The organism is Mycolicibacterium rutilum (assembly GCF_900108565.1).
Classification (GTDB): domain Bacteria; phylum Actinomycetota; class Actinomycetes; order Mycobacteriales; family Mycobacteriaceae; genus Mycobacterium; species Mycobacterium rutilum.
This window is the reverse complement of the sequence record NZ_LT629971.1, coordinates 5,898,196-5,920,379: the sequence shown is the minus strand read 5'-3', so window position 1 is coordinate 5,920,379 and position 22,184 is coordinate 5,898,196. Positions and strand designations below refer to the sequence as shown.

Annotated in this window: 23 protein-coding genes; 11 read left to right on the top strand and 12 right to left on the bottom strand. The window is 68.0% G+C overall.

Annotation, left to right across the window (positions count from 1 at the left end; translation table 11 throughout):
- The first annotated feature begins 14 nt into the window (after positions 1–14).
- Positions 15–650 (top strand): hypothetical protein, encoded by a 636-nt coding sequence (locus tag BLW81_RS28760; protein WP_083410166.1) that lies wholly within the window; start codon positions 15–17, stop codon positions 648–650.
- Between the two features lie 21 nt (positions 651–671).
- On the opposite strand, the gene BLW81_RS28755 is transcribed toward BLW81_RS28760, so the two are convergent.
- Genes BLW81_RS28755 through BLW81_RS28735 form a run of 5 tightly spaced genes read right to left on the bottom strand, consistent with a single transcriptional unit; the run spans position 672 to position 5,990 of the window.
- Entirely contained in the window at positions 672–1,514 is an 843-nt protein-coding gene (locus BLW81_RS28755; protein WP_083410165.1) for an LLM class F420-dependent oxidoreductase, read from the bottom strand.
- Positions 1,515–1,535: 21 nt separating this feature from the next.
- Positions 1,536–2,381, bottom strand: coding sequence for an LLM class F420-dependent oxidoreductase (locus BLW81_RS28750; RefSeq protein WP_083410164.1), 846 nt, complete (start codon positions 2,379–2,381; stop codon positions 1,536–1,538).
- Positions 2,382–2,410: 29 nt separating this feature from the next.
- A complete protein-coding gene (locus BLW81_RS28745) occupies positions 2,411–3,904 on the bottom strand; it encodes an ATP-binding protein (RefSeq protein ID WP_083410163.1) in 1,494 nt (497 codons plus the stop codon).
- Between the two features lie 13 nt (positions 3,905–3,917).
- Positions 3,918–5,624: a response regulator gene (locus tag BLW81_RS28740; protein ID WP_083410162.1), complete on the bottom strand. Its 1,707-nt coding sequence runs from the start codon at positions 5,622–5,624 to the stop codon at positions 3,918–3,920.
- Between the two features lie 39 nt (positions 5,625–5,663).
- Positions 5,664–5,990, bottom strand: coding sequence for a hypothetical protein (locus BLW81_RS28735; RefSeq protein ID WP_083410161.1), 327 nt, complete (start codon positions 5,988–5,990; stop codon positions 5,664–5,666).
- A gap of 211 nt (positions 5,991–6,201) precedes the next feature.
- Between BLW81_RS28735 and infA the strand changes: the two genes are divergently transcribed.
- From infA to truA, 8 genes are all read left to right on the top strand, one after another.
- Positions 6,202–6,423, top strand: a complete 222-nt coding sequence (gene infA, locus BLW81_RS28730) for a translation initiation factor IF-1 (protein ID WP_003418601.1) — start codon at positions 6,202–6,204, stop codon at positions 6,421–6,423.
- A gap of 38 nt (positions 6,424–6,461) precedes the next feature.
- Positions 6,462–6,575 (top strand): 50S ribosomal protein L36, encoded by a 114-nt coding sequence (gene rpmJ, locus BLW81_RS28725; protein WP_003879483.1) that lies wholly within the window; start codon positions 6,462–6,464, stop codon positions 6,573–6,575.
- Between the two features lie 150 nt (positions 6,576–6,725).
- Positions 6,726–7,100, top strand: a complete 375-nt coding sequence (rpsM, locus tag BLW81_RS28720; RefSeq protein WP_083410160.1) for a 30S ribosomal protein S13 — start codon at positions 6,726–6,728, stop codon at positions 7,098–7,100.
- A gap of 6 nt (positions 7,101–7,106) precedes the next feature.
- Positions 7,107–7,517, top strand: a complete 411-nt coding sequence (rpsK, locus tag BLW81_RS28715; protein ID WP_011895801.1) for a 30S ribosomal protein S11 — start codon at positions 7,107–7,109, stop codon at positions 7,515–7,517.
- Positions 7,518–7,531: 14 nt separating this feature from the next.
- Positions 7,532–8,137, top strand: coding sequence for a 30S ribosomal protein S4 (gene rpsD / locus BLW81_RS28710; protein ID WP_069413067.1), 606 nt, complete (start codon positions 7,532–7,534; stop codon positions 8,135–8,137).
- Between the two features lie 74 nt (positions 8,138–8,211).
- Complete coding sequence (locus BLW81_RS28705) at positions 8,212–9,264, top strand: DNA-directed RNA polymerase subunit alpha (RefSeq protein WP_083410159.1); 1,053 nt, start codon at positions 8,212–8,214, stop codon at positions 9,262–9,264.
- A 91-nt stretch (positions 9,265–9,355) separates the two neighbouring features.
- Positions 9,356–9,937, top strand: coding sequence for a 50S ribosomal protein L17 (gene rplQ / locus BLW81_RS28700; RefSeq protein ID WP_083410158.1), 582 nt, complete (start codon positions 9,356–9,358; stop codon positions 9,935–9,937).
- Between the two features lie 13 nt (positions 9,938–9,950).
- Positions 9,951–10,817, top strand: a complete 867-nt coding sequence (gene truA / locus BLW81_RS28695; RefSeq protein ID WP_235632125.1) for a tRNA pseudouridine(38-40) synthase TruA — start codon at positions 9,951–9,953, stop codon at positions 10,815–10,817.
- Positions 10,818–10,870: 53 nt separating this feature from the next.
- Here the strand turns inward: truA and BLW81_RS28690 are convergent, their stop codons facing one another.
- The 3 genes from BLW81_RS28690 to BLW81_RS28680 form a co-directional block, all read right to left on the bottom strand.
- Positions 10,871–11,527, bottom strand: coding sequence for a cutinase family protein (locus BLW81_RS28690; protein WP_083410156.1), 657 nt, complete (start codon positions 11,525–11,527; stop codon positions 10,871–10,873).
- Between the two features lie 135 nt (positions 11,528–11,662).
- Complete coding sequence (locus tag BLW81_RS28685) at positions 11,663–12,364, bottom strand: cutinase family protein (protein WP_083410881.1); 702 nt, start codon at positions 12,362–12,364, stop codon at positions 11,663–11,665.
- 39 nt (positions 12,365–12,403) lie between these two features.
- Positions 12,404–13,423, bottom strand: a complete 1,020-nt coding sequence (locus BLW81_RS28680) for an EamA family transporter (protein ID WP_083410155.1) — start codon at positions 13,421–13,423, stop codon at positions 12,404–12,406.
- Between the two features lie 76 nt (positions 13,424–13,499).
- Between BLW81_RS28680 and BLW81_RS28675 the strand changes: the two genes are divergently transcribed.
- Both BLW81_RS28675 and BLW81_RS28670 read left to right on the top strand, forming a co-directional pair.
- Positions 13,500–14,054: a CGNR zinc finger domain-containing protein gene (locus BLW81_RS28675; protein ID WP_083410154.1), complete on the top strand. Its 555-nt coding sequence runs from the start codon at positions 13,500–13,502 to the stop codon at positions 14,052–14,054.
- Between the two features lie 49 nt (positions 14,055–14,103).
- Positions 14,104–14,562, top strand: coding sequence for a DUF3237 domain-containing protein (locus BLW81_RS28670; protein ID WP_083410153.1), 459 nt, complete (start codon positions 14,104–14,106; stop codon positions 14,560–14,562).
- Here BLW81_RS28670 and BLW81_RS28665 read toward each other — a convergent pair.
- The 4 genes from BLW81_RS28665 to BLW81_RS28650 all read right to left on the bottom strand — a co-directional run bounded on the left by BLW81_RS28665 (position 14,559) and on the right by BLW81_RS28650 (position 22,117).
- Positions 14,559–17,756 carry an ATP-binding protein gene (locus BLW81_RS28665; RefSeq protein WP_235632123.1) on the bottom strand — a complete coding sequence of 1,066 codons (3,198 nt, stop codon included), beginning with the start codon at positions 17,754–17,756 and terminating at the stop codon, positions 14,559–14,561. The two genes, BLW81_RS28670 and BLW81_RS28665, sit on opposite strands and share 4 nt — an antisense overlap.
- 61 nt (positions 17,757–17,817) lie before the next feature.
- A complete protein-coding gene (locus BLW81_RS28660) occupies positions 17,818–19,881 on the bottom strand; it encodes an FAD-dependent oxidoreductase (protein ID WP_083410152.1) in 2,064 nt (687 codons plus the stop codon).
- Positions 19,882–19,900: 19 nt separating this feature from the next.
- A complete protein-coding gene (locus tag BLW81_RS28655; RefSeq protein ID WP_083410151.1) occupies positions 19,901–20,671 on the bottom strand; it encodes a hypothetical protein in 771 nt (256 codons plus the stop codon).
- Positions 20,672–20,689: 18 nt separating this feature from the next.
- Entirely contained in the window at positions 20,690–22,117 is a 1,428-nt protein-coding gene (locus BLW81_RS28650) for a hypothetical protein (RefSeq protein ID WP_083410150.1), read from the bottom strand.
- Between the last annotated feature and the right edge of the window lie 67 nt (positions 22,118–22,184).

Here is a 22,184-nt window from a genome sequence, read left to right as displayed (position 1 = left end):
CCTAACGTGAGCTCATGAATCGCATCGCGGATGTCGTTCCCACACCGGACCTGGTCGAACGGATGATCAGGGACAGGCCGGTGTGCTGGACCTGGGCGGCGTTCGCGTCGGTGCTGGTCCATCGCTGGGCGGCGCTGGAGGAGCGCAAGATAGCGCAGGTGTTGGGCTCGCCGGTGATGCCGGAGGGCGTGCTGCTGTCAGACCCGGACGTCGCGTGGTTCGTATCGGAGCGTCTGTGCGATGCGCAGAACGGGGTTGCCAAGTTCACGAGCCTGCTCGCCGACCCCGCTCTCGCGGCGGTCTTCGGTGCGCCCAACAACGAGGACGTTGCGGACGGCTCGGCCATCGTCGCGGCAGCCCACGTCTTCGGTGACTGCTACCAGCAGGTGCTCTCGAACGCCGAGGAGTGCCGAATGTGGTTGCCGCCAGACGAATCCGCCGACCTCATGGCGGACACAGTCCGGCTGTTCAACGGTCTTGTCCAGGACATGGCCGGTTTCGTCAACGATGCGCTGCTGCGGTTGGAGCACCTGCAGAGGCTGGCGCTGCGAGGCAAACTTCCCGCAGCGTTCGAGCCCCTGTACCTCCACCTCACCGTCGACGAACGACTGGCCATGTCCATCCATGAGCGGTTGCAGCAGCTGGGGTGACCCGCGCACAAACGAGTGCAGCTAGCCCTTGAGCCCGAGTGGTCCGGCCAGCTCCGTAAGCGTCGGCAGCAGCACATCCCACCCGCCGAGCACCTGGATCGTCACGTGGTCGGCACCGGCCTCGAGGTGCTCCTCGAGGCGGGCGGCGATCGCCTCGGGTGTCCCGTGCGCGACGACCGCGTCGACGAACCGGTCGCTGCCGGGCTTGGCGAGGTCGTCGTCGGTGAAGCCCAGCCGCTTCCAGTTGTTCAGGTAGTTCGACAGGTTCAGGTAGAAGTCGACCGCCTGGCGGCCGATCTCGCGGGACGCCTCGGCGTCGCGTGCCAGCACCACCTTGTGCTCGGGCGCCAGAAACACCGTCGGCCCCAGCAGGTTCCGCGCCTCGCCGGTGTGCTGCGGGGTCGTCAGGTACGGGTGTGCGCCCGCGCTGCGCCGGGCAGCCAGCTGCAACACCTTGGGCCCGAGCGCCGCGAGCACGCGCCGGCTGGTCGGCACCTTCGCCGCGTCGAGCACGTCGAGATACTCGACCAGGACGTCGTAGGGCTTGCGGTACTCCTCGGTGTGCTCGGGATGGCCGATCCCGATGCCCAGCAGAAACCGGCCGGGATAGGCATCCTCGACGCGGTGGTACGCCTCGGCGACCTCCTGGGCCGCGGCGGTCCACACGTTGACGATGCCGGTGGCGACGGTCAGGTTCTCGGTGCGCTCGAGGATGGGTTCGACGTAGTTGAGGTCACCCGCGGGCGACCCGCCGATCCACACCGCGCCGTATCCGAGCTTCTCGATTTCGACGGCCTGCTCGGGGGTGGGGGTGCCGAACGTCCAGACGCCGTAGCGGCCGAGGTCGGGCTTGAGCTCAGTCATGCGATCCCTTCGGTGGTGACGTCACTTCAGGCCGAGCGGACCCGCCAATTCTGCCAACGCGTCCACCAGCTTGTCCGGTTCGGTGAGCACCTGCACGGGCACATGGTCGGCGCCCGCGTCGAGATGCTCCTTCAGCCGTGCGGCGATGGAGTCGACGGTGCCATACGCCACCACGGCGTCGACAAGCCGGTCACTGCCCGGCTTGGCGACCTCCTCGTCGGTGAAGCCCAGCCGCTTCCAGCTGTTGAGGTAGTTCGTCAGGTTCAGGTAGACGTCGAGCGTCTTGCGGCCGGCCGCGCGGGCCGCCTCCGCGTCGGTGGTCAGCACCACCTTGTGCTCGGGAGCGATGAACGCGTCCGGGCCGAGCAGTTCGCGGGCCTCGGCGGTGTGCTCGGGTGTGGTCAGGTACGGATGCGGGCCCGCGGCCCGGTTCGCAGACAGCTTCAGCACGCGCGGGCCCAGCGCGGCCACCACCCGGCGGTCCTGCGGCACGCCGTACTCGTCAAGCTTGTCGAGGTACTCGGTGAGCGCGTCGTAGGGCTTCTTGTATTCGGTGTGCGCCTCGGGGTGGCCGACGCCGATGCCGAGCAGGAAACGCCCGGGGTAGGCGTTCTCGATGCGGTGGTAGGACTCGCTGACCGGGCCGGCGTCGGCGGTCCAGATGTTGACGATGCCCGTCGCCACCTTGAGCGTCGAGGTGGCCTCCAGGATCGGCTCGACCCACGGCAGGTCGGCGGCGGGGGAGCCGCCGGCCCAGATCGCGCCGTAGCCGAGGTCTTCGATCGCGCGCAGCTGATCGGGACTCAGTTGCTGCCACATCGAGTAGAGGCCGAAGGTGCCATAGGTGCCGAGCTGGGGTTTGGTCATGATCGGGTCAACCGCGGGCGGCGTCGCGGCTATTCCGTGCCGGCGGCGGACAATTCGCCGGGTGTCGGCACCACCGGGGCGGGGGCCACCAGCGGCAGGCACACGACGAACCGGGTGTCGCCGGGCTGCGACTGTACCGAGATGTTCCCGCCGTGCTTTTCCACCACGATCCGCCAGGCCAGATCCAGGCCGAGGCCGGTGCCCTGGCCGAACGGCTTGGTGGTGAAGAACGGCGTGAAGATCCGGTCGACGATGTCCTCGGGGATACCGGGCCCGTCGTCGCAGATCTCCACCCGGATCATCTGGTCGTTCTCGCGCGCCGTGCGGATCGTCAGCGTGCCGTGCCCGTCCATCGCCTGGACCGCGTTCTCGATGATGTTGGTCCACACCTGGTTGAGATCGCCGGGGTAGCAATGCAATTCGGGCAGCGTCTTGTCCATGTCCTTGACCAGGGTGACGGGTTTGCCCTTGCGCTCCATGCCGATCTTGTCGCCGAACATCATCAGCGTGCTGCGCAGAAGTTCGTGCACGTCGGCGCGCTGGTAGGCCCCGCGGTCCATCTGGGAGTACTGCTTGGCGCCGGCGAGCAGCGCGGAGATCCGCTTGCTGGCCTCACCGATCTCGTTCATCCGCAGCTCGTTGTCGATGGTGTACTTCAACCATCCGACCGCGGCCTGCAGCGACGCGGTGGCGTCGACCTCCTCGACGGAGGCGTGCACGCGTTCGAGCCAATCGGTGTCGAGGCCGGCTTCGACGAACGTCGGCGCGTAGTCCCAGGCGCCGGGGATGTCGTGCGCTTCGAGCCAGTCGCCGATCGCGTCCTCACGGTCGGACGCCTCCAGCGCCGACAGTTCGACATCGCGGTTCTTGGCGACCTGCTCGGCGACGTCGTCCTGGATCCGCACCAGCGCGCGCAGCGCCTCGGGGCTGAACTTCCCGTCGGCGAGCATCGAGAGCTTGTGGCGCATCTTGCCGACGGTCTCGCGCAGATCGGCGACCGCACGGGCGGTGGCCGCGGCCGGGTTGTTGAGCTGATGGGTCAGCCCGGCGGTGATGGTGCCCAGCGCCAGCAGCTTCTCCCGCTGGCCGATGATCTGGTTCTGCCGGCGCCCGCCGACACGGTGCCCCTCGAGCAGGTGCACGGCCATCGGGAACTCGGTCTGCATGAAGCGGGCAAACGCGCTCGAATCCAGGACGAAGCAGCGCGACGGTTTGGTCAGCCGCACCGACGCTTCGTAGATGTGCTCCTCGCCGGGGACGTACGCCGACCACGCGCCGAAGTACACGCCGCGCTGGGAGGTGCGGTTGGTCTGGATGTCGACGCCGCCGGAGCGCTTCGACATGATCAGCTCGCCGTCGATCATCACGTAGAAGCAGGACGCCGGCTCACCCTCGACGCAGACGGGCCCGGCGGGAAACGTCTCGATGCTGCCGGCCTCGCAGAGCGTGTCGAGTTGTTCGTCGCTGAGCTTCTCGAACAGGAACAGCGTCCGAAGCTCGTCGCGCACGCACTGTTCGCCCATGGGACTTCCCTCTCTAAGCTTCCGCCAGGTAGCGGTGCACCAGCATCACGGCCATCGATCCTTCGCCGACGGCGGCCGCGACCCGCTTGGCGGATTCCGATCGCACGTCTCCTGCAACAAAGACACCCGGGACGCTTGTTTCCAGGTGATGCGGCGGGCGGTCCAACGTCCAGCCCACCTTCTCGCGCAGATCCGGTCCCGACAGGATGAAACCGTGGTCGTCGCGGGCTATTCCCGCCTCCTCGAGCCAATCGGTGCGCGGGGTCGCGCCGATGAAGCAGCACATCCGGTCGCAGCCGACCTGTTCGGTCTCACCGGTCTGCTTGTCGCGCACGACCAGCCCTGAGAGGTGGTCGCCCTCGGCGACGGTGCCGACCACCTCGGTGCAGGTCCGGACGACGATGTTGGGGGTGCGCCGGATCCGGTCGACGAGGTACTGCGACATGCCCGCTTCCAGCGACGGCCCGCGGATCAGCATGGTCACCGACTTGGCGGTCTGCGACATGTACATCGCGGCCTGGCCCGCCGAATTCGCGCCGCCGACGATGTAGACGTCCTCACCGGCGCATTCGGAGTTGTCGGACACCGAGGCGCCGTAGAAGACGCCGCGCCCGACGAAGTTGGCCTCCGACGGGTCGTCCGGCGTCGCGCGACACCCACTGACCTGCAGTTCGCGGTACTCGACGCCGGTGGCGAGGATGACGGCGCGCGCGCCGATGGTGCTGTGGTCGCTGAGCTGGATGGAATGGGCGGCGCCCACACCGCCGACCTTCAGCCTGCCGGCCTCCTGGGTGGTGATCACCTCCGCGCCGAAGCGCTCGGCCTGCCTGCGGGCCGTCGTGGTGAGGCTGGCTCCCGAGACACCGTTCTCGAAGCCGAGGTAGTTCTCGATCTTCGAGCTGCGCCCGGCCTGCCCGCCGGTGGTGGCCCGCTCGATCAGCACGGTCTTGAGGCCCTCGGAGGCGCCGTACACCGCGGCCGCCAGACCGGCCGGGCCGCCGCCGATCACCGCGAGGTCATACATCTCCAGCTGCGGGGCGGTGGACAGGCCGAGCAGCGACGCCAGTTCGGCGTCCCTCGGCTCGACCAGCGTCTCGCCCTTCTCGGTGATGACGACGGGCAGCTTGCTGCCGTCGAGGCCCGCGGCCTCCAGCAGCTGCTGGCCCTTCTGGCTCTCGGCGTCGACGGACCGGAACGAGTACTCGTTGCGGGCCAGGAACTGGCGCACCTCCCACGAGCGGTCGCTGTAGCGGTGGCCGATCACCTTGGTGTACGGCATCGCGCGATCGCCGACCGCGCGCCACTCCTCGAGCAGCCCGTCGAGCACCGGGTAGAGCTTCTCCTCCGGCGGGTCCCACGGCTTGAGCAGGTAGTGGTCGAGGTCGACGACGTTGATGGCGTCGATCGCCGCGTGCGTGTCGGCGTAGGCGGTCAGCAGCACGCGGCGCGCCAGCGGGAAGAAGTCCATCGCCTTCTCGAGGAATTCGATACCGCTCATCTGCGGCATCCGGTAGTCGGCGACGAACACCGCGACGGTGTCGCCGCGCAGCTTGAGTTCCTTGAGGGTGTCGATGGCGTCGGCGCCGGACTCGGCCCGCACGACGCGGTAGCGCTCCCCGTAGTGGCGGCGCAGATCGCGCGCGACGGCACGCGAAACCGCCGGGTCGTCGTCGACGGTGAAGATGGCGGGTCTGCGGGGCTGGTTTTCAGGCGCGGTCATCGTGATCAAGTATGCGCCGCTTGTCCAGCGAATACGGGGTCAGCCGGGACGTACCCGTTGCTGGTCGGCCGGGTCGGACGGCGGGCTCGGCCAGCGCCGGCGCGTGTAGGGGACGATCACCTTGTAGATGAGCGCCGCCGCGGCGCCCAGCATGACGACGGTGACGATGCTGAAACCGAACTCGCCGATGCCGCCCCAGACCATCGCGAGCCCTCCGATACCGGCGGCCACGAAGCCCGCCGCCCGCACCAGATGCCAGGCACCGGGGTCCTTTCGCCCGCTGAGGCGGATGAAGGTGTCGATCGTCAGCATGACGGCGACGTCGACGACACCGATGATGATCAAAGCGATGAACAGCGCGGTCATCTGTCCTCCGGTGTCGGGCGCTACCTGCGGGTTCGACGATTTTGGTGACGACGCCGGACCGGGTAACATGGACCAACGGTGCGGTTAGCGCGCCGACTCTTGCGTGCCTTTGTCTGGAATTTCTGGCTACTGGCTCACGTTTTGTAGTCGGAGCGATTCTGCGCCAGAAGGCGCCAACTATCTAGACGGACACGGAGGATCTCCGAAACCAATGGCCAAGAAAGACGGTGCCATCGAGGTCGAGGGCCGCGTGGTCGAACCCCTGCCCAATGCGATGTTCCGCATTGAGCTGGAGAACGGACACAAGGTGCTCGCCCACATCAGCGGCAAGATGCGGCAGCACTACATCCGCATCCTGCCCGAGGACCGCGTCGTGGTGGAGCTGTCTCCCTACGACCTGTCCCGGGGCCGCATCGTGTATCGGTACAAGTAACTCGCAAGAAGACAAGACAAGGACAGGATCGAACAGCCGTGAAGGTGAACCCGAGCGTCAAGCCCATCTGCGACAAGTGCAGGGTGATCCGCCGGCATGGGCGGGTCATGGTGATCTGCTCAGATCCACGCCACAAGCAGCGGCAGGGCTGAGACCCACCTCTGCTCGCCGACAACTGAATGACGAAATCCCAGTGCCACTGAGCGGATGAGCCGCTCGAGCACGTTCGGTTGGAGGCCGAACCCCGCGAGGCGGGAACGGACTGGGACAAGACCTCCGCATAGAAGAAGGAACACTGCCTGATGGCACGTCTCATGGGCGTCGATCTTCCGCGCGACAAGCGCATGGAGATCGCGCTGACCTACATCTACGGCATCGGCCGTACCCGTTCCCAGGAAATCCTGGACTCCACCGGCATCGACCGGGACCTGCGCACCAAGGACCTGACCGATGATCAGGTCACCCAGCTGCGCGACTACATCGAAGCCAACCTCAAGGTGGAGGGCGACCTGCGCCGCGAGGTCCAGGCCGACATCCGCCGCAAGATCGAGATCGGCTGCTACCAGGGCCTGCGGCACCGTCGCGGCCTGCCGGTGCGCGGCCAGCGGACCAAGACCAATGCGCGCACCCGCAAGGGCCCGAAGCGCACCATCGCCGGCAAGAAGAAGGCCAGGTAACCCCCGATGGCACAGGCAAAGAAGGGCGCCCCCAAGAAGGGGCAGAAGACCCGTCGCAGGGAAAAGAAGAACGTCCCGCACGGCGCCGCCCACATCAAGAGCACGTTCAACAACACGATCGTGTCGATCACCGATCCGCAGGGCAACGTCATTGCCTGGGCGTCGTCGGGACACGTCGGCTTCAAGGGCTCGCGCAAGTCGACGCCGTTCGCCGCGCAGCTGGCCGCCGAGAACGCTGCCCGCAAGGCGCAGGAGCACGGCGTGAAGAAGGTCGACGTGTTCGTCAAGGGCCCGGGTTCGGGCCGTGAGACCGCGATCCGTTCGCTGCAGGCCGCCGGCCTCGAGGTCGGCGCGATCGCCGACGTCACGCCGCAGCCGCACAACGGCTGCCGTCCGCCGAAGCGGCGCCGGGTCTAGGGAGGATTTGAAAAATGGCTCGTTATACCGGACCCGCAACCCGCAAGTCGCGTCGCCTCGGCGTCGACCTGGTCGGCGGCGATCAGTCGTTCGAGAAGCGCCCCTACCCGCCCGGCCAGCACGGCCGTGCGCGGATCAAGGAGAGCGAATACCGCCTGCAGCTGCAGGAGAAGCAGAAGGCGCGTTTCTCCTACGGCGTGATGGAAAAGCAGTTCCGCCGCTACTACGAAGAGGCCAACCGGCTGCCCGGCAAGACCGGTGACAACCTGCTGCGCATCCTCGAGAGCCGGTTGGACAACGTCGTGTACCGCGCGGGCCTGGCCCGCACCCGGCGCATGGCCCGCCAGTTGGTCAGCCACGGCCACTTCCTGGTCAACGGCGTGAAGGTCGACATCCCCAGCTACCGCGTCTCGCAGTACGACATCATCGATGTCAAGGAGAAGTCGCTCAACACGCTGCCTTTCGAGGTGGCCCGGCAGACCGCGGGCGAGCGCCCGATCCCGTCGTGGCTGCAGGTCGTCGGCGAGCGTCAGCGCATCCTGGTGCACCAGCTTCCGGAGCGCGCGCAGATCGACATCCCGCTGTCCGAGCAGCTGATCGTCGAGCTCTACTCGAAGTAATACTTCCCGCCGCCCAGATGGCGGTTTGGGATTGCGGCATCAAATAGCGGGTGCCGTAGAGGAGGAAAGAAACAATGCTGATTTCTCAGCGACCCACTCTGTCCGAAGAGGTCAAGGCCGAGAACCGCTCCCAGTTCGTCATCGAACCGCTGGAGCCGGGTTTCGGTTACACCCTTGGCAATTCGCTTCGGCGCACGCTGCTGTCGTCCATTCCGGGCGCGGCGGTCACCAGCATCCGCATCGACGGTGTGCTGCACGAGTTCACGACGGTGCCGGGCGTCAAGGAAGACGTCACCGACATCATCTTGAACCTCAAGGGCCTGGTCGTGTCGTCCGAGGAGGACGAGCCGGTCACCATGTACCTGCGCAAGCAGGGTCCCGGTGAGGTCACCGCGGGCGACATCGTTCCGCCGGCCGGCGTGACGGTGCACAACCCCGAGATGCACATCGCCACCCTCAACGACAAGGGCAAGCTCGAGGTCGAGCTCGTCGTCGAGCGCGGCCGCGGTTACGTGCCCGCCGTGCAGAACAAGGCGTCGGGTGCCGAGATCGGCCGCATCCCGGTCGACTCGATCTACTCGCCGGTGCTCAAGGTCACCTACAAGGTGGAGGCGACCCGCGTCGAGCAGCGCACCGACTTCGACAAGCTGATCCTCGACGTCGAGACCAAGAACTCGATCACCCCGCGTGACGCGCTGGCGTCGGCCGGTAAGACGCTGGTCGAGTTGTTCGGTCTGGCACGGGAACTCAACGTCGAGGCCGAGGGCATCGAGATCGGCCCGTCGCCCGCCGAGGCCGACCACATCGCCAGCTTCGCGCTGCCGATCGACGACCTGGACCTCACGGTGCGGTCGTACAACTGCCTCAAGCGCGAAGGTGTGCACACGGTGGGCGAGCTGGTGGCCCGCACGGAGTCCGACCTGCTGGACATCCGCAACTTCGGTCAGAAGTCCATCGACGAGGTGAAGATCAAGCTGCACCAGCTCGGTCTGTCGCTCAAGGACAGCCCGGCCACGTTCGATCCGTCGGAGGTCGCCGGTTACGACGTCGCCACCGGCACCTGGAACAGCGATGCCAGCTACGACCTGGACGACAACCAGGACTACGCCGAAACCGAACAACTCTAAGGGCTTTCCCACCCAGCTACGCCCGCCCAAGAGAGATTCCGTCCCGGCCCTACCTGATACGGGGGTCGGCCCCACATAGGAGATAGTCGCAATGCCCAAGCCCACCAAGGGCCCTCGCCTCGGCGGGTCGTCCTCCCACCAGAAGGCGCTGCTGGCCAACCTGGCCACGTCGCTCTTCGAGCACGGCCGGATCAAGACGACCGAACCCAAGGCGAGGGCATTGCGGCCCTATGCGGAGAAGCTCATCACGCACGCCAAGAAGGGCACGCTGCACAACCGGCGTGAGGTGATGAAGAAGATCCGCGACAAGGACATCGTGCACACGTTGTTCGCCGAGATCGGCCCGTTCTTCGCCGACCGCGAGGGCGGCTACACCCGCATCATCAAGGTCGAGAACCGCAAGGGCGACAACGCCCCGATGGCGGTCATCGAGCTGGTGCGGGAGAAGACCGTGACGTCGGAGGCCAACCGTGCCAGGCGTGCGGCCGGGTCGCAGAAGACCGAGCAGGCGGTTGCGGCCGCGTCCGCGCCGCAGGCGTCGGTCGAGCCGGAGGCCGCCGAAGGTCCGACCGAGGACGAGTCGGTCGAGGAGGCCAAGGCCGAGTCGAGCGAGGTCCAGGCCGAGGCTCCTGCTGACGAGGCTGAAGCCGACAAGGATGACGACAAGTCCTGACAGCTCTGTGAACATGCCCGCCATCGACTCCGGTGGCGGGCATGTTCGTCTTCGGCTCGATATCGCCTACGACGGAACCGAATTCGCCGGGTGGGCCGCGCAAGCCGGGCAGCGCACGGTGGCCGGGGTGCTCGACGAGGCGTTGACGACGGTGTTCCGCACGCCGGTGCAGCTGCGCGCGGCGGGCCGCACCGATTCCGGAGTGCACGCGACCGGTCAGGTGGCGCATGTCGACGTCCCCGCCGACGCGTTACCGCACGCCTATCCGCGGTCCGCCCGCGCCGGCGACAGTGAGTTCCTCCCACTGGTGCGACGGCTCGGGCGGTTCCTGCCCGCCGATGTCCGCGTGCTCCGAATCGCGCGGGCCGCACCGGGTTTCGACGCCCGGTTCTCGGCGCTGCGACGGCACTACGTCTACCGGCTGTCGACGGCGCCGTACGGTGTCGAACCGCAGGACGCGCGATACGTCACGGCGTGGCCGCGACCGCTCGATGTGGACGCCATGGCCGCCGCGTCCCGGGAACTGTTGGGACTGCACGACTTCGCCGCGTTCTGCCGGCACCGCGAGGGCGCGACGACCATCCGCGAACTGCAGCGGTTGGACTGGTCACGCGACGGCGACCGGGTCACCGCATCGGTGAGCGCCGACGCGTTCTGCTGGTCGATGGTGCGGTCGCTGGTCGGCGCGCTGCTCGCCGTCGGCGAGCACCGGCGCGACCCCGCCTGGTGCGCGGGGTTGTTGACCGCGCAGCGACGGTCCAGCGAGTTCGCGGCGGCCCCGCCGCAGGGGTTGACACTCGTCGGCGTCGACTATCCGCCCGACGACCAACTCGAGGCCCGCACCCGGGTGACGCGGGATCTGCGGATCGCCGACAAGTGATTCGGGTGTAGTTGGTTGCGCTCAGCGCATCTAACTACACCGAAATCGCCCGGTTAGATGCGGCCGACGACGAAGTCCGCGGCCTGGTTGACCATGCCCGCGTTGATGTACGCCCGCGCCGCGTGGTCAGGCCAGTTGCCTTCCCAGGTATTCGGGTCGGCGGGGCTGCAGATCGGGTCGGCGCCGTGGCAGAGCTCGATGGTGCGCTCGCGGTAGAGCGGGCTGAAATTCGTGATCGGCCCGACCCACGCGGCGCCGTTGCCGAACAACGCGATCGCGGCGATGTGGGTGTCCATGCCGGGCGGCAGCGGGTTCTTGAAGCCGAACGCGGCGATCGGCGCGGCCAGCACCACGTCGGTGACCGCGGCGCCGAGCGAGTAGCCGCCGAGGATCAGCCGGGTGTCGGGGCACCGACCGGCCATGTCCTGGATGCGTGCACTCATGTCGTTGGCGCCGATGTCGATCTGGTAGTCGGCCGGGTAGGCCACCGAGTAGAGGTTGACGGTCTTGTCCGTCTTGTTGCGGATCGCGCTGATGAGCGCGTTGCCGATCACCCCCGCACCCGGCGCCTCGGTACGGCCGCGCGCGAAGATGAGCTCGGCGGGCGGGCACGACTGGGCGGCGGCGACGGGCAGTCCGCCCGGCCCGACCGCGGCGGCCGGAGTGATCAGCCCGGCGACCGCCAATACGACCGCCCCGGCGAGCAGCATGCCCCGACGGACCCAAGAGCGAACAAGATCGTTTTGCACCCCGCCGATCTTAACGGAACTAATCAACGCGGCGGCAGGATAATTCGCCAGATGCGAACGCGATCACCGCGGCAAGGGGGCCGGAGGCGGGGTGATTCACACCCGGCCTGCGACGAAGCTCGCGGCCTGCTGCACCAGTCCCGTGCTCACATAATCGTTGTGCGCGAACGGGTTACGACCGCGCGAGCAGATCGGGTCGCCGTCCTTGCACAGGTCGATGGCGCGCCCGCCGAACACCGAGCTGGTCATCGGGTTGCTGAACTTCGCTGCGGGGTTGCCGAACACCGCTACGGCCGCGATGTTGGGCAACAGGTTGGCGGGCAGCGGCGGCGCGGAACCGATCGAGCCGATCTTGTTGCCGAGCGGTGGGACGCCGGCCAGCATGTCCATCACCGCGGCGCCCTGCGAGTAGCCGCCGAGCACGAGCCGCGTCGACGGGCACTGCTGGGCCATCATCGCGACCCGGTTGGTGGCGTCGGCGGCGCCGTCGGCGGCCGCCAGGAAGTCGTAGGAGGCGGGGTAGTTCACCGCGTACGCGTTGAGGCTGCGGCCACCGACCATGCCGCGCAGGGCGTTGACGAACGCGGTGCCCGGCGTGCCGAGGCCCGGGGTGTCGTCGGTGCCGCGGGCGAAGATCACCTCGATGTCGGGGCACGACGAACTGGGGGCGGCCACCGGGCCGGGGTCGTAACCGGGACCGATGGGACCCGGCGGGGGACCGGGCTGGGCCGCGGCCAGCGGCGCTGGGCCGAGGAGTGCGGCGGTGGCCACGACGGCCGCCAGCGTTCCACGCAGCAAAGTCACGCGGACATATTCACATACCGAGGCGGCTGGCGGCTAACAGCTGGCTTTTTCCGCGGTCGGGTCCGCGACCGGGCCGTCCGGCCAGGTCGCCTCGGTGACCGATTCCGACCGGTCGCCGGCGCGGGCCAGCGCCAGGCCGGCCAGCACGACCAGCCCGCCGATCGCCTGCGTCGGGGTGATGGCCTCGCCGACCAGCAGCCAGGCCGCGAGCACCGCGAACATCACCTCCGACAGCCCCACCAGGGACGCGAAGCGCGGACGCAGCCGGGCGATGCCCATGATGCCCAGCGTGTAGGCGACCGCGGTGGCGATGACGCCGAGCGCGATCACCGGCACGATCCACGACACTGTGTGACCGGCCACGACGGTGTCGTTGGCGGTGAAGGTCAGCGGCATCACGCCGCTGACGCCGAGCAGCGTGACGACGGCGGAACCGACGATCAGGCCCGCCGCCGACAGCGTGATCGGGTCGATGCCCTCGTCGCCGGGCGCGTGGTTGGCGTTCGCCGACATCAGGAAGTAGCAGGCCGCACACACCGCTGCGGCCAGACCCCAGCCGACACCGACGAGGTTGATGTGCGCGCCGGCGAAGACGTCGAGCACCAGCGTCATCCCCGCGACGGCCGCCGCCACGCCGGCCAGGGTCAGCGCGGTCGGGCGCCGTCGGCTGGTGGCCCACACCCAACCGACGACCAGGATCGGCGCGGTGTACTCCAGCAGCAGCGCGACGCCGACCGACAGGTGCGCGACCGCGTTGTAGTAGAACAGCTGCGCGCCGGCGATCGGGATCGCGCCGTAGGCGACGACGGTCGCGGGATGGCGCAGCGCCTGGCGTATCCAGTCCCGCCGGACCGCGGTGGCGACGACGGCCATCACCAGCGCGCCGCCCGCCAGTCGGGCGACGACGGCCGCGGTGGGGCTCCAGCCCGCACCCATCAGCGCCTTGGCGAACGGTCCCGAGCAACCGAACGCCAGCGCCGAGGCGACGGCGAGCACCAGTCCGAGCCGGAAATGGTCCGCGGCCGGGCGGGTGTCCTGCGGTTTGACCGCCATTGCGGCACCTCCAGAGATGTAATGAGTAAAATCAGCTTTGGTCCTGACACTAGCGACGAGAGGCGTCATGAGTCAAATGCTTTTCAGTCATGACACCGAGCTCACACTTCGGGCGGCTTGCGTGCTCATCAACAGCAACCGGGTGGACGGTGAACAACTCGGCGACATGCCGTCGCTGAACACCTACCTCGACAGCTTCGGCTGGACCGGGCGGCGCGACCACGACGACGCCGAGCTGGAATCGGTGCACCGGCTGCGCACGCGGCTGGGCAAGATCTGGGCGGTCGCCGACGACGAGGAGCGCACCGTCGGGCAGGTCAACGCGTTGCTCAGCGACACCAAGGCCTCCCCGTGGCTGACCCGCCACGCCGAGATGCCCGAGTGGCATCTGCACCTGGCGTCGGTGCACGACCCGCTGTGGCAGCGCATGGGCGCGGAGATGGCGATGGCCCTGGCCGACCTGATCCGCATCGGCGAACTACGCCGGCTGAAAACGTGCGCGGCCTCGGACTGCGACGCGGTGCTGGTCGACCTGTCGCGCAACCGCTCCGGGAAGTTCTGCGACACCGGAAACTGCGGCAATCGCCAACATGTCGCCGCGTATCGCGAACGCCGCGCGAAAGAAGGGTGACGACGTATCGTGTGAGGCGCCGGTAACCGGGGGGGCGAGGGGGCGGGTCATGGGTCTCGAGATGCAGCACGAGTTCTCGTTGTGGGCCGCGCTCAAGCCGCCCATCGATTTCGGCGCCGGCCCACTCGGGCAGCGGGTCTACGCCGAGGTCATCGAGGGCGAGGCCACGGGCGCGAGGTTCAACGCCCGCGCGGTCGGCGGCGGCGGTGACTGGCTGCTCATCGCCCCCGACGGCTTCGGGCGCATCGATGTCCGGCTCCAGCTCGCCACCGACGATGGTGCGCACGTCTACATGCACTACACCGGGTTGCTCGAGATGAACGCCGCGGTCGCCGAGGCGTTGGCGACGGGTAGCGCCACCGCGTTCGAGGACCAGTACTTCCGGACGACCCCGCGGGTCGAAACCGGCGACCCACGGTATGCGTGGATGCAGCAGAGCGTGTTCCTCGCTCGCGGCCGGTGCCGCGAGGGTTTCGGTGTCGAGTACGAGGTGTACCGGTCCGTCTAGGACGCCAGAATTGTTCTGGCGCGCTGCAATTCGCGGCATCCGCTGTCGGTCGGGAACATCCCGGCCGCCTCCTGTAGCAGCCGCGTGTCCGCGCTGAGCTGCTGCGCGTCGAGCGCGGCGCGCATCGCGAAAACGGCAGCCCCCTGCCGGCGGGCCAGCTCGAACGCCGCGCCCAGATCCCCTCGGCGCGCCTCGGGCTCGTCATGGGTTGCGGCGCGGAGTCGCAGCAGTTCAGCGTCGTAGAAATGCATGCCGGTCTGCTCGGCGAGGCGCAGCCCCGCGTCGATCTGAACGCGCGCCTCGGCCGGCCGGCCGGCGGCGATGTGCAACCGCGCGAGATGGCCGTCGAAGGACGGGACGAACACGGTCGCCCCGAGGAACCGGCATGCCTGCACCCACGCGCTCACTGCGCCGATGGCCGCCGATATCTCCGGACCGTCGCGACGGCCGGCCTCCAGCGCAGCCAACGCAGGCGAAAGGCTCATGAACGTCATCCCGAGCACCCGCCACTGATCGAAGCCGTAACGCTCCGCGCGTTCGGTCATGTCGGCGGCCAACTCGGCGGCCCGGTCCAGGCACCCCGACTCCAGGGCGATCCAGATCTGCGGATAGCGCAGGTAGCAGAGGCTGAACGGGCCCTGCGGGAACTTCAGCTCCGTGGCCCGGGACTCGCTGCGCGCCAACGCCTCGTCCGCGCCGCAGGTATCCCCACGCGTCCACCGCGCAAGTCCGAGGCTGCACAGGCCGAGCACGATCGGGTCGTGGGGCATGAACCACTCGGCGTCCACGTCGCGCTGGCCGCGTGAGACCAGCAACCGGTCGGCCTGCTCTTGCTTTTCCAACGCCTCCGCGAAGTCACCGGCGAACCACGCCACGGTCGCGGCGCCGCCCAGGTTCTCGGCGCGCCACCACTCGCGGCCCGCGTCGACACCGAACCGCAGCGAGTCGACGATCTGTCGGGCGCGCATGAAATCGGCACGGGTGACGTAGTAGGTGAACAGCGCCATCAGGGTGGCGAACAAGCCGTCGGCGTCGGGGTCGGTGCCGCACAGCTGCAGACAACGTTCGAAATCGGCTGCGGTTTCGGCACTTCCAGGCCCGTCCGCGGCGGCGACCAGGAACCCGTGGCGCAGCCGCAGGTCCATCTCCAACTCGTCGCGGTCGGGTCCGGGTGACAGCCGGTCGAACTGCTGCAGCGCCCGATCCAGGTATCTGCGGGCCTCGTCGAGCGCCCCGCGCTGCCGGGCCACCGCCGACGCCTGCCGATAGGCCGACACGGCGTCGCCGAAGCGGTGCGCCTGCTCGAAATGGTTCGCGATCAACGGCCAGTCCTGGGATGCCGCCGCGATCAGCGCATCGGCGACCTGCCCGTGCAGGCGTTGCCGGATGCTGGGCGGTGCCAACTCGGCGGCGACCTCGCGCAGCAGTTCGTGGCGGAACCGCCAACTGTCACCGCTGATCTGTTCCAGCACAGCGTGATCGCGCAGCGCGTCGAGCGCGCCGTCCAGCTGCCCGTGGTCAGCCTCCACCACGGCAGCCAACAACGTGTGGTCGAACGTGCTGCCGATCGTGGCGGCCGCCTGAATCACCCGGATGTCGGCCTCGCTGGAACGCAGCCGCGCGAACAACGCCTCGTAGAGCGAGTCCGGCACCGTCGTCGATTCGCCGCCGTCGTCGGGTTGCGCCTTGAGCTTGGCGACCACTTCCTCGATGTAGAGGGGGACCCCGTCGCACCGTCGGCGGACGGTGTCGCGCGCGGCCGCCGGCATGTCGGGGTGCAGCGCGGAGACCAGGATGTCGGTCTCGTTGTCGGTGAGCGGATCCAGTTGGAAGACATGGCTTTCAGTACGGTCACCGGGCAGGGTGTCCAGTTCGCGTGAGGTCATCACCACCAGGATCCCGCCGGTCTTCGTACTGAGCAGCGCTCGTACGACGTCGGTCGTCGAGGGGTCGAACCAGTGCATGTCCTCTGCGACGATGACGCCGCACCGTCCGGTGGAACAGGCCAACAGGTACTCGGTGACGGCTGCGGTGATGTGCTCGTGGAGTTTGTGCCCTTCGGCGGGTGCGGGGTCGTAACCGACTTCGGGGCCGAGCCCAAGCACCGGCGCGAGCCAGGGCACCAGGTTCTCGGCGTTCAAGTGCTGGCTTTCGAGTTCTGACCTCAGCTTGACGAGCCGGTCGTGTGGTGTTGCCGCGCGGGTGATTCCGCACCGACGCTCCAACAGCTTGCGGATCGGATGCAGGCCGACGTCGGTGTGAAATGGCGAACCGAACACCTGCAGGACGACGTCGTCGGATCGCTCGGCCATGGTGATCACCGCACGGGCCAGTCGACTCTTACCGATACCCGGATCGCCGCAGAACGCAACCCCTGGAATGTGCAGCGTGCCGGCCCTGGCCATCTCCAGGGCCGACTCGAGGTAGAGCACCTCGCGCTGACGGCCGACCAGGGGACCGATTGCGGGAGTGGATATCTCGCGTTCGGTGACCACCCGGAACGGGATGACCTCGGCCTCGACCCCCTTGACCTTCGTCGCCGCCCCGCGCTCGAGGTGGAAGGTGTCGCGGATCAGCCGTTCGACGGCCTCGGACACCGCGACCGTGCCGGGTTCGGCGATGCTGCACATCCGGGCGGCGAGGTTGGCGGCGAACCCGTAGACGTCGTCCTGCGCGGTGTCGAGATACACCAGGCCGCGGTGGATTCCGACCCGGACGTCGATGTCGAAGCCGAACCGGCGCTGCACCCGCTCGCTCAACCGAGCGACGGCCCGGGTGATGTCGAGGCCCGACTGGACGGCACGGCGCACGTCGTCCTCGTGCGCGATCGGATGCCCGAAGACGGCGAGCAGGCCGTCGCCTTTGGTGTTGCCGATATGACCTTCGTATTCGTTGACCAGACGTATGACCTCGTCGCGGTAGTGCCCGACGACGGTGCGGTAGGTCTCCGGTTCGATGCGCGTGGACAACGCGGTGGAGTCGACGAGGTCGGCGAACAGGATCGTGATCCGTCTGAGCTCGCCATGGTCTGCCGGTGCCGCCAGCAGTTCCTCGGCATCGACGTTGGCGTGATCGAAGGCAAGGACCCGCCCGGCGAGTGCGTCAGCGGTGGCCCGGTCGCCGCTGTTGATGGCGCGTACGGCCCGATCGAGCATCTCGTCGATCGCCGACCGGTTGCGTCCGGGGTCGGTCACGCCATCAATTGTGACCGCCGGAACCGAAAATTGCGTGCCATTGGACGTCGGCGACGTGCAGCTATGGCAGATACAGCCCCCGGATCCGGTGGAACCGGCCGCGGCCCAGCAGGACGTTGGCGGCCTGCAGACCGGACAGCACGGCCGACTCGATGCACCCCGAGTTCAATCCGGAGTCGGTCCAGTCACCGGCCAGGACGAGGTTGTCGTAGCCCGACTCGTCGGGCCGCAGCCGGTAGTCGTCGGTGCCGGGGATCGACAGCACGTAGCGGTCCGACGGGTCGATGTTCACGCTGAGATGCTGGGTGGCCAGCGCCTCGGCGTCGCGCTGCCCGTCTGCTCCCGCCAGCAGGTGCCAGGCGAAACCGTGTTCGGTCACCGCGCCGGGCAGGTGCACCCCGACGAGGTTGTCCAGGAAGTTCAGCGCCTCGGTCTCGGCGAGGTGGCTGCACTTGCGGACGTAGGCGTCCTGGTCGCCGTCGGGCGTCCAGTCGACGTCGAGGGCCCCGCAGAAGTAGGCCACCGCCCGCGGATTGTCGGTGGCAGGCCAGTCCTCGGCCCACAGTGTTTGGGGCATCGACGAGAAGGTGTCGATCGGCGGGATGTAGCCGCTCGTCGTGATGGCCGGCGCCGCCATCCCCAGTTCGTCGTGGTCTGCCCGCAGCCAGATCTGCAGGCCCAGCGTGCCGATGGTGCGCACGTGCGTGGTCATGTCACGCCACTCGGGCCGGTCGGCGATCAGTTCCTGCGCGACCACCTCCAGCATTCCCAGCGACACGGCCAGCACCACCCGGTCGAAATCGATGCCGCGGCGCAGCACCCGCGTCTCGGCGTCGTCCCGGGACCCGAAATGCGATTCCAGGCCGTCGATGTCCGCCCGGTCTTCGATCTGGTCGGCGAGCGGCCGGTCGGGGAAGACCGGAAGCCCGCGCACCCGGGTCAACGGTTCATAGCGGTCCACTCCGGGGGCGAGGTCGACCTGCCTGCCCATCGTGATGGCCTCGACGTTGTGGCGCGCCTCGTCGAGGTGCAGCGCGTCGACGCGGTGGAAGAACTCGAAATCGACTCCGCGTCTGCGTAATCCCTCGTACAGCGGGGCCATGACGATCTCGCCCATGCCGGCGGTCATCTTCCAGAAGATCGCGCCCTTGTAGGTGAAGAACATCAAGCCGACGAGAAGCATCCCGACCCCCGCCGCGACGGTCGGGCGCTGCAGGTGGCCCTTTTCGTAGCCGAACACCATGTTGTACATCGCGCGCAGCACCGGAAACTCGAGCACTTCCGGGTGGGCCCCGTGGCGCAGCACCCACATCGCATAGTCCTCGTCGTTGACGGACCGGAAACCGCGCGGGTCGGTCAGCAGGCCGTCGGCCATCACACCGCGCACCGTTGCGGTCAACAGCGACAACAGCGTCCACGACAGCCGGTGATCGGCCCGGTGCTCGTAGTCGAGGGTGTCGCGGATCGCGTCGAGGGCGTGGCCCAGCGGGCCGAGTTGGGTATCGGTGGCCGGCCCCGTCTCGGTCAGCGCGATCAGCGCGGCCAGCACCGCCCGTTGCACGGTGTCCAGATTGCGTTGCGACGCAGGGCTTTGCGCCGAAGCCGACAGCATCAGCCCGGCATCGCCCATGGTGCGCAGCGAGGAGGTGAAGTCCAGGATCAGCTGCAGGGCGCGCTCGACGAAGTCGGTGACGGTCAATCCGCGATCGGGTGCGTCGGGCTCACCGGGCAGTAACTCGTTGCCGGTGAATCGGCCCAACCACAGCCGCCACTCACCCTGCCACCGGTCGGTCGCACCGACGTCGTTGGCGGGGACGAATGCCTGATCCCACGTCTGGACCGGCGCCGACGGATCGGTGATGGCGCGGTCGAGTTCGGCGTAGCACTGGCGGATCAGGGTGAACGCGTTCTCGTAGGAGCCGATCCACACGTGCAGACCGTGCTCCTCGATACGACCGTGCGGGCCGCGGCTGGACGCCCCCTTGCCGCCCAGGCGCCACCCGCGTTGGTAGACGGTGATCGACTCGAATTGCTCGCGCCAGCCGGGCTCACTCAGCCGCCAGGCGGCGGTCAGCCCCGCCATCCCGCCGCCCAGGATCGCGACGCGTTCCTTCCGCCGGCTCACCGGCGGCGCAATCCGGCTGTCACAGAGGAAGTTCGACCGCGATCGACTGCAGGACGCTGCCGTCGGCAGCCTTCACGTCGACGGTGCCGATGTAAATTCCGCTGATCATGCCCGCCGGGTTCGCGATGAGGTAGAACTCGTCGTCGGTGCTCGCCAGGACGCCGCCGACGAGTTCTCTGCCGGTCGTGGCGTCGATCGGCGCCATGAACTTCAGGTTGGCGGCGGGCACCGCGTCCGCGGTGCCCGGACGCATGAGTCCCGGCGCCTTGACGACGAGCGTGCGGGGGCCCTTGCCGCCGACCTGATAGGGGTCCGAGCGCGCCGGCTCCCGTTCGAAGGGCGCAGGCCCGATCAGCGCGGTCTCGGCCAGTTCCGTGGCGCCCAGCATGGTGATGTCGGCCAGCTTGACCATCGCCTGAGCCCAGACGTTCGGGCTGGCGGGTTTCTTGTCGAGCAGGTCGGCGGTCTCCTGGGCCACCACGCTCGACTGCCGCAGCATCCGGCGAGTGATCGCCTCCATCGCGTCGGCAACCAGGCGACGGCCCTCGGCGGCGTCGGCGTCGGCCGACGTGCTGGGCGTGTCCACGCCGAGCACATGCTTGGTCGCCTGCACCCCGCCCGTCAGCGCGAGGTCGACCATCTTCATGTAGCTGCCGATCAGCTTGGCCGCGGTGACGTTGTCAGGGTCCGCGGTGTCGGCGATCGCCTCTTGGGCGATTTTCTTGGCCTGCTCGGTGACATCCTTGGCGGTTGCGGTCAGGCGGGCCGCGACGACGCTGGGGTCTTCCATCGGTTCCTCCTGCTCGCGTCAGGGTGTGGGTGCCTTGGGGCGGAAATTGTCGGTCGCGGTGTCCAGCGCTTCCTTGCCGGCGGTCTTGACCTCCGCGGTGATCATGTCGTTGAGTTCGTCGATCTCGGCGAGGTCGAGGCCGTCCTTCCAGCGTTCGGCGAACTCCTGGGAGAAGTCGTTGGCGAAGTCGAATCGCTTCTTCAGCCATTCGGTTGCGTCGGAGGCGTATTCGCCGCGCAGATCGGGCGGCAGGCATGGCACGACGACGGGCCACGTCGTCGACGTGTCGGGTTGGGGCGGCTTGAGGATCTGTGACTTCGCGAACTGGGTTGAAGGGCCCTTGTACTGGGCGGCGTAATAGAACATGTCGGTGGCATTGCCCGCCCAGCCGAGGGTCTCGGCCAGCTTGGTCATCGCGGTGGCGCTCATCCCGCTGATCAACAGTTGCTTGCTGGTGCGAACTTTCACGCCCTTGTCGGGTTTGGCCGGATCGATCGGTCGGATCCCGATATAGCCATTGTCCACCAGAACCAGCGGGTCGGTGCCGGTGCGGTCGGCGTCCATGTCGTAGTTGAGGAACAGCCCACCGGAGCGTTCCTCTTTCCAGAATTTCAGCGCGGTGTCGAGACGGTAGCGGTCGCAGTCGCCGCTCACCGACTCGCGGATGCGCGACCAGCCGAAGGCGTCGTCGGGGGTGACCGCCTGCATCGCGCAGAAGAATTGTTTGTAGAAGCTGCTCCAATTGGTCGGTTCGATAACCGATTTCAGCTTTGCGTAGCTGATGTCGGGCCATTCGGCGGTGGTGCTGACGACGCTGCAGTACTCACGTTTGACCTTGCGTAGCCGCGACGTGCTCCGGATCGAGGTGACGGCGGTCGCCAGCGTTCCCGACTTGGCCTGCAGCTGTTCCCAGAACGGTACGCGGTGATTGATGCGGGTCTGCAGCATCGAGGCGGCGATTTCGGTGGCGCGATCGAGTCCGACTCGATCAGGCGCGGCCCGCAGACTCCTGAGCCGTCCCACACCTCGCTGGCCCGCGCCCTCGGCGGGCGCGGCCGCGATGACCAGCGCCAGCAGGTCGGCGTTCTCGCGCGGGCCGGCGCCGGCCTCCGCGAGCCGGTCCAGCACGTAGGCGGCTCCGATCGCGCGGTGCGCCCACATCGGCGTGAGCCGTTGGTCTTCCTCGGTCGAGGTGAGGTCGCCGATGATGTCGTCCCATGTCGGTGGTGTGACGCGGTCGTCGCCGATGCGGTTCTGGTCGAAGTACCGGAGCAGCTCGCCGTACCAGCCGCGCTCTCCCGCGCTGCCCGTGAGTCCGGTGAGCTCCGCCGCCACCGTGCGCAGATCTTCAGGATCTTCGCTGGGAGTGGTAAGTCCTCGGTTCAGCGCGTCGAGTCCCTCCGAGATCGCGCCGTAGAGGGCCAGCACGGATTGACGTATGGCCATTGCCCCCGCCTTTCGCCATGTGACGACTTAGCATACCGGTGGGCGCGCCCGGAACTGGGGCGAATTC